Source organism: Streptomyces sp. NPDC058470, from assembly GCF_042721055.1.
GTDB lineage: Bacteria > Actinomycetota > Actinomycetes > Streptomycetales > Streptomycetaceae > Streptomyces.
Window position 1 is genome coordinate 1 of sequence record NZ_JBHXMF010000054.1, and the last position, 13,963, is coordinate 13,963.

Consider the following 13,963-nt stretch of genomic DNA (forward strand, 5'->3'; position numbering starts at 1 on the left):
GACGCCGCGAGGCCGCCCTCCGGGCGACGACGGGAATGTGACGACAGGACCTAGCTGGGGTCGGTCTCGATGACCGCGACCCGGTCGGTCGTGCTCAGCAGTGCCTGGCGCAGGGCGCCGTAGACGTCCTGCGGTGTCACGGCCGTCTTCTCGCCGTTGGCCCGGGTGATGAGCACACCGTCGAAGGTCTGACCGTAGAGCTCCTCCAGAGCGGTCAGGTTCGGCTTGTCGACCAGCTTGCCGTCGACGGCCGCCACCCCGAGGAACTTCCACAGCGAGTTCTGCGGACTCATCTGGATCGAGTGCGCCGCGTCCGTCTGCACGGTCACGATGGCCGACATCGCCGGCTCCGCGAACTCCTTCATCATCCGGTCGACCTCGGCGTCGCTGACCGTCGGCTGCTGGGTGGACGTGGCGACCTGCACCGGCGGGGCCGTGCCGCTCTCCACCTGCGTGCGGTAGGCGTCCTCGACGGCCTGCGTGGAGGACGCGACGTCGATGCCCTTGCCCGCCTTGCCGTACACGGCGACGGCCTTGCCGGACTCGAACTTGACCGTGCCGTCGCTCGCCGAACCGGAGCCGCCCGCGGTGCTCTGCAGCGCCGCCTTGAGCTTCTCCTCGTCGACGGGCATCGCGGGCTCGACGACACGCTCCTGGCCGAACAGGGAGCCGATCACCGAGACGGGGTTGTAGTCGCTGCCCGCGGCGGCGCGGACCGTCGCCTGGGTGTCGAGCTGGAGCCCGGCCTGGTCCGGCTTGAGCGAGACCGTCTCGCCATCGACCGACAGGCTGAGCGCCTTGTTCGTACGGTCGCCGAAGGCGTCGTCGAGCTTCTTGACGGCGTCGTCCCGGGTGCCGCCGCCGATGTCGACGCCCAGCACGGTGGTGCCCTTGGGTACGTCCGAGTGGTTCATCAGCAGCCCGGCGCCGTAGGCACCACCGCCTATGACGAACACGCCGACACCGAGGAGCACCAGCTTGCTGCGGCCCTTCTTCTTGGTCCGCTTGCCCGTGGGCGCGGGCTCCTGGACCGGCTCGGGCAGCTTCGGCGGGGTGTGCGGCAGCGGTCCATCCGGGTGCGCGCCGGGCCCGAACGGGGAGTTCTGGGTGGCGGGTACGACGGGGATGCCGCTGGTCAGGGTGTGCCCGGAGACGTTCTCCCCGGCGCCGCCGCCGTAGCCGCCGAGGCCCGGCTCGGGGGCCGGCTTCTGCGGCGTGAGGATCGCGGTGTCGTCGCTGAGACCGCTCGCGAAGTTGTATTCCGAGCCGCTGCCGGGGTAGCCCGAGTCTCCCGGACCCGCCTGGCCGGGGCCTGCCTGGGGCCCTGCCTGCCCTCCGGGACCCCCGGGACCCCCGGGACCTCCACGGGGGTACCCCGAGCCCGCGCCGGGCCCACCCGGCCTCATTCCCTGCCCGGCCTGTCCACCCGGCCCACCAGGCCCCGCGGCCAGACTGCCGGGCGCCACGCCCGGACCCATCGGCGGAACCAGCGGACCGTCCCCTGTGACCGGACCACCGGTCGGCCCCGAGGGGCCGGGGCCGCGCCGGCCGTCGTCGGGGAACTCCGAGAAGTACGGGAGGTCGTCGCGCCGCTGTTCACCGGCGCCGGATCCGATCGCCGGGAAGGAGGCGGTGTTGCCGAGCGCTCCGGAGACGTCGAAGGAACCGGTGCCGCCGCCGTGGCCGGGTGCCACAGGTCCGGCGCCGGTGGCACCGGGCAGCCCGGCACCGTTCGTACCGCCGGGACGGGGCGCGTTCGCTCCGCCGGGCCGGGCGCCACCGGGGGCGCCCTGCGGACCGGCGCCGTTCGCGCCGGCGGGACGCGCACCGCCGGGAGCACTGTGACGGCCGCCACCGGCACCCTGGCCGCCCGAACCCTGCGGCCCGGCAGGACCGGCGCCGCCCCCGGGACCCGAACCACCGGGCAGACCTGCCCCGTTGGTGGACCCGCCGCCCGGCCCGCCCTTGGGCGCACCGGACTTGCGCGGCGCGAACCAGTCGCTCGCCTTCTCTTCGGCGGCGGCAGCCGCGGGAGCCGGAGCGGCGCCCCCCGGAGCGTCCATGTAGGTGGCCGCTCCGCCGCCGGAAGTCAGGGCACGCGGTGGCTCCGCGCCACCGGCCGGGCTGTCGGCACCGTCGGCGGACGCATCCGCGACCGGTGTACGCACCACGACGGGCGGGATGGGCCGCGATCCAGGGATGTTGATCCGGATCCGCGTCGTCAGCGTGGTCTCGGTCTTGCGCTCCTCCGGAGGGGTGCCGGCAGCCGAACGGGCCGCGTCAGCACCGCTGTCGGTGGCCTGTGGGGTCCCGTACGGCGGCGTCCCCGACGGGTACGCGGCTCCACCGCGCCCGTTGGGCCCGGAGGACGAACTGTCAGTTTCACGACTCAAGGCAAGTTCTCCCGGTTGGCTCCGCCGCCCGTTTACTCGACCTCATCTCGGGCAGCTCGGCGGCGCGCACCACCATACTGGCCATGTCCGGCCCGCAAACCTCGCCCGCCAAGGAAAACCCCACGGGACCCGCACCTGCCGGATACGGCGAAGTGGTACGTCACTTGCCAAGTCGGACGGCGGAGCCGTCAGGTTGCGGCACTTGTCCAAGCGTGGCGCACATCACAGCCACAGCCATTCCACCGAGCAGGAAAAGGTAGGAGCCGAATCCCGCGCCGAAGAGGAAGTCGCCTTCCGGGCGGCTGGCGGTGAGCAGGATGACGGCGACCATCCAGCCGGCCGCGGGCACGACGGCCCCGGCCCTGGTGCCGACCCCCTGCGCCCCGCCCAGGAAGAGCCCGGCCGCGCCGGCCACCGCGAGCAGCAATCCGCCCGGGAACCAGCCGGGTTGCACCAGCGCTCCGGCTGCCCCGACGACGGCGCCGAGCACGAAAAGCCCCACGTAGACGGCGATGCGCCCGCCCGAGGGCAGTGCCAGCGGCTGGGCGATCCCGCTCCCCCGCTGTCCCGTCGTACTCATCACACGCCCGCCTTTCGCTCGTGCCGGTCGATCCCCGCGAACAGATCGGTTTCCCGCGACCTCGGTCGCTCGCCCCGCACCAACTCGTAGTACTCCGTGGTGAACAGCGGCTGAGCGAGCTCATTGGACAGGACGAACCAGGGCTCGGCCACTTCGACCTGGGTGGCGTGCGCGCGCATCGCGGCGGCCTTGGCGGCGGCGTGGGCCGTTCCGTCGATCTCGGTGGTGATCAACGAGTCGTCGACCACACCCGGTACGTCGTCGATGACGGCCGACTTCGCGTACGGCAGTCCGGGCAGCGCTTCCCGAAGCCGTGCGAACCCCGCCGCGACCACGGAACGCGGGACCCGGTTCCAGTAGATCTTTGCGATCTCCCAGGGTTCACCGAGATCGGTGCGGAAGGACGGCTGCGCGGCCAGCTCGGCGGCGCGCATGGCCACGCGGTGGGCCTGGATGTGGTCCGGGTGCCCATAACCCCCGTCGGGGTCGTAGGTGACGAGCACCTGGGGGCGTACCTCTCGGATCACCGCGACGAGGTGTCCGGCGGCTTCGTCCACATCGGCGGACCAGAAGGCGCCGGGGCGCCGGTTCTGCTCGGTGCCCATCATCCCGGAGTCGCGATAGCGCCCGGGGCCGCCCAGGAAGCGGTGGTCGGTGACGCCGAGTTCCTTCATGGCGGCGGCCAGCTCGCCGATCCGGTACGGGCCGAGCCCGCCCTCGCGGTCCGGCGCGAGGTGGGCGAGCCCCGGCGGGATGACCTCACCCTCTTCGCCGAGGGTGCAGGTCACCAGCGTCACCTGGGCGCCCTCGGCCGCGTACCTCGCCATGGTCGCGCCGTTGTTGATCGACTCGTCGTCCGGGTGCGCGTGCACCAGAAGCAGACGCCGATCGGGCAGTTCCGTCATGGAACCCACCCTACGAGGCGCCCGCCCCGCCGCTGCGGCGGGCGCGGGTCGGGGTCGGTCGGAGAGCCTGGCCGGTCGGACGGGGGCGGTCAGAAGTTGATGCTGCCGATCATGCCCGCGATGTTCGTGGTCACCTCGCTGATCGTGGGAGCGACCGTCGAGGAGGCGAGATAGAACCCGAGCAGGACACACACGATGGCGTGCGGCGCCTTCAGTCCTGACTTCTTCACCAGGATGAAGACGATGATCGCCAGCAGCACCACCGCCGAAATCGAGAGTGCCACGGCGGTTCACCTCCAAAGATCCCAGGGACACGGGTCCGGTACGGGGGTCGGACATGAGGGGTCGGTAAATCCATACAGCAGCCAGCAGGTTCATACCCACACAGCGCTAGTGATCATAACTATCCGTACGCGCGCATCGATCGGCGCACGGCCGCACAAGGGGGCGCATGGCCAATATGGTCGGGGCATGACGACCGAGCCCCTCTCCTTCCCCCGACAGCACGCCCGTACCCAGCGGTTCACGCTCGGCGCGCCCCGCGCCTTCGCCGTGGCCCCGGACGGTTCCCGCGTGGTGTTCCTGCGTTCCCGCTCCGGTACGGACCGGGCGAATCTGCTGTGGGTGCTCGACGTGGCGGACGGCACGGAGCGCGTCGCGGCCGATCCACAGGCGCTGCTCGGGGGCGTCACGGAGCACCTGTCGGCGGCGGAACGCGCGCGCCGCGAGCGCAGCCGCGAGGGCAGTGGCGGGATCGTCGGCTACGCCACCGACACGGCAGTGGAGTTGGCCTCTTTCGCCTTGTCAGGGCGGCTTTTCACGGCCGAGCTGCGGGTCGGCACGGCACGCGAACTCCGCGTCCCCGGACCGGTGATCGACCCGCGCCCCTCACCCGACGGACGGCTCGTGGCGTACGTCTCCGGGAGCGCCCTGCGAGTTGTCGGCGCCGAGGGCGAGAACGACCGGGCGCTCGCCGAGCCGGAGACCGAGACGGTTTCCTATGGATTGGCTGAGTTCATCGCGGCCGAGGAGATGCAGCGTTCGCGCGGCTTCTGGTGGTCGCCGGAAGGGGACCGGCTGTTGGTCGCACGGGCCGACGACGCACCCGTACGCCGCTGGTGGATCTCCGATCCCGCACAGCCCGAACGCGATCCGCAACAGGTCGCGTATCCGGCGGCTGGAAGCGCCAACGCGGACGTACGGCTCTACGTCATCGATCTCGACGGGGTGCGCACGGAGGTTGTGTGGGACCGGGCGCGGTACCCGTATCTGGCGCATGTGCACTGGTCAGAGGCTGGTGCGCCGCTGGTTCTCGTGCAGGCGCGGGACCAGCTGAGTCAGCTGTTCCTGGCGGTGCATCCGGACACCGGAGTGACCCGGATGGTGCACGCGGACGAAGATCCACAATGGCTTGATCTTTTCCCCGGCGTGCCGTGCTGGAGCCCCGCCGGGCAGCTCGTCCGCATCGCCGACGAGGGTGGCGCGCGCGTCCTCGCGTTCGGTGAACGCCCGCTCACAGGACCGCAGTTGCACGTGCGCGCGGTGCTCGACGTGACGGACGAGGAGGTGCTGATCTCGGCGTCGGCGGGCGAGGTGGCGGCCGCGCCCGAGACCGGCGAAGTCCATGTGTACCGGGTCAACGAGCTCGGGTTGGAGCGCCTCTCACAGGAGCCCGGCGTGCACTCGGCGGTGCGCGCCGGGGGCGTGACCGTGCTCGTCTCGGCGGTACTGGACCGGCCTGGCGCCCGAGTGCAGGTACTGCGCGACGGAAAGCGAGCGGCGACGATCACCTCGTACGCTGAAAGCCCCGGTCTGTCCCCGCGCGTGACCCTCACACAGGGGGGCGCACGGAAAATCCCATGCGCCGTGCTTATGCCTACGGACTACCGCGGCGACACTCCCCTGCCCGTCCTCATGGACCCCTACGGCGGTCCGCACGGCTCCCGGGTACTGGCCGCGCACAACGCGCACCTCACCTCGCAGTGGTTCGCGGACCAGGGCTTCGCGGTGATCGTCGCGGACGGGCGGGGCACCCCCGGCCGTTCGCCGGCCTGGGAGAAGGCGATCAAGGACGATGTGGCCGCGGTCGTGCTCCAGGACCAGATCGACGCGCTCCAGTCGCTCGCCGAAACCTTCCCGCTGGATCTGACCCGGGTCGCCATCAGGGGCTGGTCGTTCGGCGGATATCTGGCGGGGCTCGCCGTGCTGCGCCGCCCGGACGTGTTCCACGCGGGCATCGTCGGGGCCCCGGTCACCGACCAGCGGCTGTACGACACGCACTACACGGAGCGCTACCTGGGCGACCCGAACACCCGGCCCGAGGTGTACGCCGCGAACTCGCTGATCGACGACAACGGCCTGGTGGCCGCCGCGGAACCGGCCCGCCCCATGATGATCGTGCACGGCCTCGCCGACGACAACGTGGTGGTCGCCCACACCCTCCGCCTGTCCTCGGCCCTACTGTCCGCCGGCCGCCCGCACGAGGTACTCCCCCTGTCGGGCGTCACCCACATGACTCCACAGGAACAGGTCGCGGAAAACTTGCTGCTGCTCCAGGTGGACTTTCTCCGGCGCGCCCTCAAGCTGGGCTGAGCGGAAAGATCCCACAGAGCACCGCAACCATCAATTGAGTAACCACGACGGCGAGTACCAGGTCCGCGAAAGCGGCGCCGGTTTAGGCGCAAAGAGGTGCAGCGGGCCGGGACGACATGGCGCGTCCCGGCCCGCTTACGGCACCCGCACGGCCGTACGTTGTTCAGACTGACGCGTCCGTATATCGGGTCCGCTTCCGTGAAGTTGCCTGCGTGTAAACGCGATTGGTGCACATTTGTGCGGCTATGCCGCCCCCTCTGTGGGGCCCTCCGGCGGCACCACCTGTTTCTCCTCCGCGAAGTGACAGGCAGAGTCGTGCGCGGCCGGACCCTCGGTGAGCCGGAACTCCGCGGGCACCGCGAGCAGCGGGACCTCCAGCGCGCAGCGCTCCTGCGCCTTCCAGCAGCGGGTACGGAAGCGGCACCCGGACGGGATGTTCGCCGGGGAGGGCACATCCCCGGTGAGGATGATCCGCTCGCGGTGTTCCCGGGCCTCGGGGTCGGGGACGGGCACGGCGGAGAGCAGGGCCTGGGTGTAGGGGTGCGTCGGGTGGTCGTAGATCTCGGCGTCCCGGCCGGTCTCCACGATCCGCCCGAGGTACATCACGCCGACCCGGTCGGAGATGTGCCGCACGATGGAGAGGTCGTGCGCGATGAAGACGTACGACAGATCGAACTCGTCCTGGAGCCGGTCGAGCAGGTTGATCACCTGCGCCTGGACCGAGACGTCGAGCGCGGACACCGGCTCGTCCGCGACGATGATCTCGGGGCGCAGCGCCAACCCCCGTGCGATACCGATGCGTTGGCGCTGTCCGCCGGAGAACTGGTGCGGGTAGCGGTTGATGTACTCGGGGTTCAGTCCGACCACGTCGAGCAGGTCCTGGACCTTCTGCCGCCGGTCGCCCTTCGGCGCGACCTCGGGATGGATCTCGTACGGCTCCCCGATGATGTCGCCGACGGTCATGCGCGGGTTGAGCGAGGTGTACGGGTCCTGGAAGACCATCTGGATGTTGCGGCGTACGGCTTTCAGCGCCTTGCCGGACATCTTGGTGATGTCCTCGCCCTTGTACTTGATCACCCCGGCGGTCGGCTTCTCCAGGTTGACCAGCATCTTGGCGACCGTCGACTTGCCGCAGCCGGACTCGCCGACGATGCCGAGAGTCTCGCCCCGGTCGAGGTGGAAGTCGACGCCGTCGACGGCCTTGACGGCGCCGATCTGTTTTCTGAAGACGATGCCCTGGGTCAGCGGGTAGTGCTTGACCAGCCCGCTGACCTCCAGAAGCGCCTCCGTGGTGGCTGCTGGTGTCGCCTCAGTGGCTGCTTGTGTCATCGAGGCACTCCCTCCAGAAGAAGCAGGCGCTCCTGCGGTTCTCGTCGACCTCCGCGAGCGGCGGCACGTCGGTCCGGCAGATGTCCTGGGCCATCGGGCAGCGGGGGTTGAAGGCGCAGCCCGGGGGGATGTGCATCAGGTTCGGCGGCAGGCCCTTGATGGCGTAGAGCTCCTGGCCCTTCTGGTCCAGGCGCGGGATCGACTCCAACAGGCCCTTGGTGTACGGGTGTGCGGGGGCTTTGTAGATGTCGTGGACCGGCGCCGACTCGACGATCCGCCCCGCGTACATCACGGCGATCCGGTCGGCGACGTCCGCGACCACGCCGAGGTCGTGGGTGATGAGGATGAGCCCCATGTGGAGCTCGCGCTGCAACTCGGCGAGCAGGTCCATGACTTGGGCCTGGACCGTGACGTCGAGCGCGGTGGTCGGTTCGTCGGCGATGATCAGGGCGGGTTCCAGCGCCAGCGCCATGGCGATCATGATGCGCTGGCGCATACCGCCGGAGAACTGGTGGGGATAGTCGCGCACGCGCTCGGCGGCGGCCGGGATCCGTACCCGTTCCATCAGCTCGATGGCCTTGGCCCGGGCGGCCTTCCTGGACATCCCGCGGTGCACGGTGAACATCTCGCCGAGCTGGTCGCCGACGCTGAGCACGGGGTTGAGGGAGGACAGCGCGTCCTGGAAGATCATCGCCATCTCGGCGCCGCGGACCTTGCGCCGCTCCTCCTCCTTGAGCTTGAGCAGGTCCCGGCCCTGGAAGAGGACTTCACCGCCGGTGATCTTCCCGGGCGGCACGTCGAGGATGCCCATGATCGCCTGTGCGGTCACCGACTTGCCGGAGCCGGACTCGCCGAGCACGGCGAGGGTCTCGCCCTCGTCCACGCTGTAGGTGACGCCGTTGACGGCCTTGGCGACCCCGTCCCTGGTCCTGAACTCCACGTGCAGATCGCGCACTTCGAGCAGCACGGCGGTCACCTCAGCTTCGGGTCGAGGGCGTCGCGCACCGCGTCGCCGAGCATGATGAACGCCAGGACGGTGATCGCGAGGGCTCCGGCGGGCCACAGGAGCATGTGCGGGGCGTTGCGGATGTATGCGGACGCCGCGGAGATGTCGATGCCCCAGGAGACCGTCGGGGGCTTCAGGCCGACACCGAGGTACGAGAGTGTCGCCTCCAGCGAGATGTACGTGCCGAGCGCGATGGTCGCCACGACGATCACCGGCGCGACGGCGTTCGGCGTGATGTGCCGCAGCAGGAGCCGTGAGTTGGAGGCGCCCAGGGCGCGGGCGGCCTGGACGTAGTCGTTCTGCTTGGTGGTGATCACCGCACCGCGCGCGATGCGGGACAGCTGGGGCCAGCCGAGCAGCACCATGAACCCGATGACGGGCCAGATCGTGTTGCTCGTCACCACGGAGAGGAGGACCAGGCCGCCGAGCACCACGGGGATCGCGAAGAAGACGTCCGTGATCCTGGACAGGACCGCGTCCCACACCCCGCCGAAGAAGCCGGCGAGGCCGCCGAGCACCGACCCGAGGATCGCGACCCCGAGCGTGGCGCAGACGCCGACGGCGATCGAGACGCGCGTGCCGTACACCGTCCGCGTGTAGACGTCGCAGCCCTGTCCGTCGTACCCGAAGGGGTGGCCGGGCTGGGAGCCCTCCTGGGCCTTGGCCAGGTCGCAGTTGAGCGGGTTCCCGGAGGCGATCAGCGAGGGCCGGAGGGAGATGACCACCAGGAAGAGGATGACGAGCCCCGAGAGGATGAAGACGGGGTTGCGGCGTAGGTCGCGCCAGGCGTCCGACCAGAGGCTCCGGGGTTTCTCCTGCGGTCCGGTGCCCTCCGGGCCGCCCGGGGTTTTGTCGAGGGTCTCCCCCTCGCTCATGGCGAGGTCCATCGCGCCGCCCATGCCCGTCGCCGCGATCGCGCCGTCCTCCGGGGCGCGGCCACCGCCCGACATCCACGGCTCCGGCGGCTGGGGTTCAGGCATAGCGGATCCTCGGGTCGAGTACGGCGTACAGCAGGTCCACGAGCAGGTTGGCGACCAGGAACACCAGGACCAGGACGGTCACGAAGCCCACGACGGTCTGCGTGTTCTGGCGGAGAATCCCCTGGTAGAGCTGGAAGCCGACGCCGTGGATGTTGAAGATCCGCTCGGTGACGATCGCGCCGCCCATGAGCGCGCCGATGTCCGTGCCGATGAAGGTGACCACCGGGATGAGTGAGTTCCGCAGCAGGTGCTTGGTGATCACCCGGCGCCGGGGCAGGCCCTTGGCGATCGCCGTACGGACGTAGTCGGACCGTTTGTTCTCCGCGATGGAGGTCCGGGTCAGCCGGGTCACGTAGGCGAGGGAGACGGAGGCCAGGACCAGGCCGGGGACGATCAGTTCGCCGAATTCGGCGTCCGAGGAGACCGACGGTTTGATCCAGCCCCACTCGACGCCGAGCAGCAGTTGGAGCAGCAGGCCGGTGACGAAGGTGGGCACCGAGATGACGACGAGGGTGAACAGCAGGACGCCGGAGTCGACGGGCCGACCGCGCCGCAGGCCGGTGATGACGCCCAGCGCGATGCCGATGACGATCTCGATGACGATCGCGACGACGGTGAGCCTGATGGTGACGGGGAAGGCGGTCGACATCAGTTCGGTGACCGGCTGCCCGTTGAAGGCGGTGCCGAAGTCGCCGGTGAAGACGTTGCCCATGTAGGTCAGGTACTGCTGCCACACGGGCTTGTCGAGGCCGAACTCCTTCCTGAGCTGGGCGGCGGTGGCGGGGTCGCAGGCCCGGTCTCCGCAGAGGCCGGCGATGGGGTCACCCATCACGTTGACCATCAGGAAGATCAGCAGGGTGGCGCCGATGAAGACCGGGATCATCTGCAGCAGGCGCCGGATTACGTACCGTCCCATGAGGGCTCCGGAGGTAGGAGAGGGCGGCCCCGTCGGGGGGCCGCCCGGCGCGGCTCAGTTGACCTTGATCTCGCTGTAGACGGGGACGCTGAACTGGTTGAGCGCCACGTTGGAGACGTTGTCCGAGTAGCCGGCGCTGCCGTTCTGGTACCAGAGCGGGATGGCGCCCATGTCGTCCCGCAGGACCCCCTCCGCCTGCTGGAAGAGCTTCACGGCCTTGGCCCGGTCGGTCTCGGCGTTCGCCTGGTCGACGAGTTTGTCGAAGTCCGGGTTGGTCCACTTGCCGTCGTTGGAGGAGGCGTTGGTGTAGTACAGCGGCTGCAGGAAGTTCTGGATCAGCGGGTAGTCCATCTGCCAGCCGGCCCGGAAGGGGCCCGACATCTTGTCCGACGTGATCTGGCTGCGGAAGTCGGCGAAGGTGCCGACGGGGTTGCCGACGCAGGCCTTGTCGTTGCCCATCGCGTTGTTGACGGAGTTGCAGACGGCGTCGACCCACTCCTTGTGCGAGCCGGTGTCCGCGTTGTACGAGATCTTGATCTGCCCGCCGGGGAGGCCGCCGCCCTCCTCGATCAGCTTCTTGGCCTCGCTCGGGTTGTAGTCGCAGGCGTCACCGCAGAGCCCCTCCTTGAAGCCGCCGTCCGCGCCGAGCACCGGTGAGGTCCAGTCGGACGCCGGAGTGCGGGTCTTCTGGAAGATCGTGTCGGTGATCTGCACACGGTTGATCGCCATGGACAGTCCCTGGCGGACCTTCTCCACCCCTGCTTTGCCCCAATTCTTGTCATAGAACGGGAAAGCGAGCGTCTGGATGATGCCGGCCGGAGTATTGATGTACCGGTCACCGAGGTCGCTCTTCACGTTCTTGAGCTGGGAGGCGGGCACGTCATCGACGAGATCCAGGTTGCCGGCCATGAGGTCGGTGTAGGCGGTGTTGTTGTCGGTGTAGACCTTCAGGTCCACACCGCCGTTCTGCGCCTTGTCCGTGCCGGAGTAGCCGTCCCACTTCCGCAGGGACATCTGCGAGCCCTTGGTGTACGAGTCGATGGTGTACGGCCCGTTGCCGATGGGCTTCTTCAGCCAGTTCGCGTGGTCGTCGAAGAACGCCTTGGGCAGCGGCGAGAAGGCCGCGTAACCGAGGGTGTCGGGGAACGTCGAGAACTTCTGGTTGAGCCTGACGGTGAAGGTGTTGGTGCCGGTGACCTTCAGCCCGGACAGGGTGTCGGCGCTCTGCTTGCTGCCGTCCTCCGGGTGGGCCTTGTCGTACCCCTCGATGTACCCGAAGAAGTACGCGTTCTTCTGGTTGTTCTTGAGGCTGGCGCCGTAGTTCCAGGCGTCGACGAAGGACTGCGCGGTGACGGCCTCGCCGTTGCTGAACTTCCAGCCGTCCTTGATCGTGACCGTGAAGTTCTGCGAGTCCGTGGTGTCGATCTTGTCGGCGAGCATGTCCTCGGCGGCGCCGGTCTTGGCGTTGTACCGCTTGAGGCCGCGGAAGACCATGTCGAGGACCTTGCCGCCCTGCACCTCGTTGGTGTTGGCCGGTTCCAGCGGGTTCTGCGGGTCTCCCCACGAGGAACTCACGACTCCGGTGCCGTCGCCGCCGCTGCCACTCCCTCCGCCCCCGCAGGCGGTCGCCGCGAGGGCTACCGCGGCCGCACATGCGGCCCATTTGGCGTGCGTGGCTCCACGCATGGAGTGCCTCCTCAAGAGTGCGCTGTGCCGCCGGCGCCGGGGCGTTCGCTGTCGACTCCGGTGCGCTGTGCCTTTAGCGCTCAATATCGGCCCATAAATGGCATATCGCACATTCAGCCCACCCTTTCGAGTGGAAGCGCCAGCCATATGCAGGCACCCCGAAATCTGATACGCCAGTTGTCGACACACCGGACGCCGACGCTTCGGACGACCGGCACAACGGATCTTCACGGTTCGATGCAGAACCGTTGGATTGCGTCCGCCGGATGTACGCATTCCGAGACTCCAGCGTCCGCATATCGAACGCCTTGCCCGATTAGGGCAGTTGGTCCGTTTCTGGACACGGATCGGCCACGGCGCGCTACACGCGTAGTTATGCTTGAGTCAAGTCGAGGTAAAGGAAGTAAAGACAAACCCAAGGGGGGCCAGATTTTATTGACCTTGCATGAATTGCGTTGAAAAAGTCCGGCGTAGCCCGTAGGGAGCGCCCTGCGGAGCCCTTGACCCCTTCGGGCACGGAGCACCATGACCCTCCCCACTCCTTCCGCGGCCGCCCCGCTTGAGGTGACCGACGAGAGCGCCGAGAAGTCGACGCCCTCTTCCACCCCCAAGGGCTCCGAGAGTCGCTCCCCGGGACGACTCGCCTGGAAGCGGTTCAAACGCGACCACACGGGCGTCATATCGGCCTACATCGTGATCTTCTTCTTCGCGATCGCGATCTGCGCCCCGCTGATAGCGAAGCTGTACGGCAAGAACCCGTACACGACGTACGCCAGCCAGCGCCCGGAACTCCTGGATGCCTTCTCCTACCCGGCCGGAGCGAACGGCGGGATGAGCTCGGAGTTCTGGTTCGGCATCGAGCCGCAGCTGGGCCGGGACGTCTTCACCTACCTGCTGTACGGCATCCGGACATCGCTGGGCATCGCCGTGGCTGCCACCCTGCTGACCACCGTCGTCGGCGTGGTCGTCGGCACCACCGCGGGCTATCTGGGCGGCAAGACCGACTATCTCGTCGGCCGGATCATCGACATCGTGCTGTCGTTCCCGTCGACGCTGTTCTTCATCGCCTTCATGCCGGTCGTGTACGGGCTGTTCGTCGCCCCCGACGAAAACGTCCCCACCTCCCTGCGGGCCGCCGCCCTGATCCTGGTCCTCTCCGCCTTCGGCTGGGCCTCCATCGCCCGACTGCTGCGCGGCCAGGTCCTGGGTCTGCGCGAGAGGGAGTACATCGAGGCGGCCAAGGTCACCGGCGCATCACCACGGCGCATCGTGTTCAAGGAGCTGCTGCCCAACCTGTGGACGCCGATCCTCATCCAGTCCACGTTGATGCTCCCCGCCTATGTGACCGCGGAGGCCGGGCTGTCCTTCCTCGGCGTCGGCATCATCGACCCGACCCCGGACTGGGGCGTCATGATCCAGCGCGGCGCCCAGTTCTACACCGAGGACCTCACCTTCATGCTCTTCCCGGGCGTGTCAATGGTGATCTTCGTCCTCGCCTTCAACCTGCTCGGCGACTCGGTGCGCGATGCGCTCGACCCGAAGTCCAAGCGGTAGCCACCCCGTTCCACCCGGTCGT

At 68.9% G+C, this 13,963-nt stretch carries 11 protein-coding genes; 2 read left to right on the forward strand and 9 right to left on the reverse strand.

What is annotated here, in order from left to right; genetic code table 11:
* Window positions 1-50 precede the first annotated feature (50 nt).
* The 4 genes from ACFWP7_RS32270 to ACFWP7_RS32285 form a co-directional block, all read right to left on the reverse strand.
* Window positions 51-2,393, reverse strand: coding sequence for a hypothetical protein (locus tag ACFWP7_RS32270; RefSeq protein ID WP_384388671.1), 2,343 nt, complete (start codon window positions 2,391-2,393; stop codon window positions 51-53).
* Window positions 2,394-2,553: 160 nt separating this feature from the next.
* Complete coding sequence (locus tag ACFWP7_RS32275) at window positions 2,554-2,973, reverse strand: DUF6113 family protein (RefSeq protein WP_384388674.1); 420 nt, start codon at window positions 2,971-2,973, stop codon at window positions 2,554-2,556.
* Window positions 2,973-3,878, reverse strand: coding sequence for an N-acetyl-1-D-myo-inositol-2-amino-2-deoxy-alpha-D-glucopyranoside deacetylase (gene mshB / locus ACFWP7_RS32280; RefSeq protein WP_384388676.1), 906 nt, complete (start codon window positions 3,876-3,878; stop codon window positions 2,973-2,975). The genes ACFWP7_RS32275 and mshB overlap by 1 nt, the downstream gene beginning before the upstream one ends.
* Before the next feature lie 89 nt (window positions 3,879-3,967).
* A complete protein-coding gene (locus ACFWP7_RS32285) occupies window positions 3,968-4,162 on the reverse strand; it encodes a hypothetical protein (protein ID WP_384388679.1) in 195 nt (64 codons plus the stop codon).
* Window positions 4,163-4,349: 187 nt separating this feature from the next.
* Here ACFWP7_RS32285 and ACFWP7_RS32290 point away from each other — a divergent pair, with 187 nt between their 5' ends.
* Window positions 4,350-6,470 (forward strand): prolyl oligopeptidase family serine peptidase, encoded by a 2,121-nt coding sequence (locus ACFWP7_RS32290; RefSeq protein ID WP_384388682.1) that lies wholly within the window; start codon window positions 4,350-4,352, stop codon window positions 6,468-6,470.
* 243 nt (window positions 6,471-6,713) lie between these two features.
* Here ACFWP7_RS32290 and ACFWP7_RS32295 read toward each other — a convergent pair whose 3' ends face one another.
* From ACFWP7_RS32295 to ACFWP7_RS32315, 5 genes are read right to left on the reverse strand one after another with little or no spacing between them, the layout of a single operon-like run.
* Window positions 6,714-7,799 (reverse strand): ABC transporter ATP-binding protein, encoded by a 1,086-nt coding sequence (locus ACFWP7_RS32295; protein WP_384388685.1) that lies wholly within the window; start codon window positions 7,797-7,799, stop codon window positions 6,714-6,716.
* Window positions 7,780-8,766 (reverse strand): ABC transporter ATP-binding protein, encoded by a 987-nt coding sequence (locus ACFWP7_RS32300; RefSeq protein ID WP_384388688.1) that lies wholly within the window; start codon window positions 8,764-8,766, stop codon window positions 7,780-7,782. The genes ACFWP7_RS32295 and ACFWP7_RS32300 overlap by 20 nt, the downstream gene beginning before the upstream one ends.
* A 5-nt stretch (window positions 8,767-8,771) precedes the next feature.
* Window positions 8,772-9,785 (reverse strand): ABC transporter permease, encoded by a 1,014-nt coding sequence (locus ACFWP7_RS32305; protein WP_384388690.1) that lies wholly within the window; start codon window positions 9,783-9,785, stop codon window positions 8,772-8,774.
* Complete coding sequence (locus ACFWP7_RS32310; RefSeq protein WP_384388693.1) at window positions 9,778-10,701, reverse strand: ABC transporter permease; 924 nt, start codon at window positions 10,699-10,701, stop codon at window positions 9,778-9,780. The genes ACFWP7_RS32305 and ACFWP7_RS32310 overlap by 8 nt, the downstream gene beginning before the upstream one ends.
* A gap of 54 nt (window positions 10,702-10,755) precedes the next feature.
* Window positions 10,756-12,387, reverse strand: a complete 1,632-nt coding sequence (locus ACFWP7_RS32315) for an ABC transporter substrate-binding protein (RefSeq protein ID WP_384388696.1) — start codon at window positions 12,385-12,387, stop codon at window positions 10,756-10,758.
* 525 nt (window positions 12,388-12,912) lie between these two features.
* On the opposite strand from ACFWP7_RS32315, the gene ACFWP7_RS32320 reads away from it, so the two are divergent.
* On the forward strand, window positions 12,913-13,941 hold the full coding sequence (locus tag ACFWP7_RS32320; protein WP_384388699.1) for an ABC transporter permease: 1,029 nt from the start codon (window positions 12,913-12,915) through the stop codon (window positions 13,939-13,941).
* Window positions 13,942-13,963: the final 22 nt, after the last annotated feature.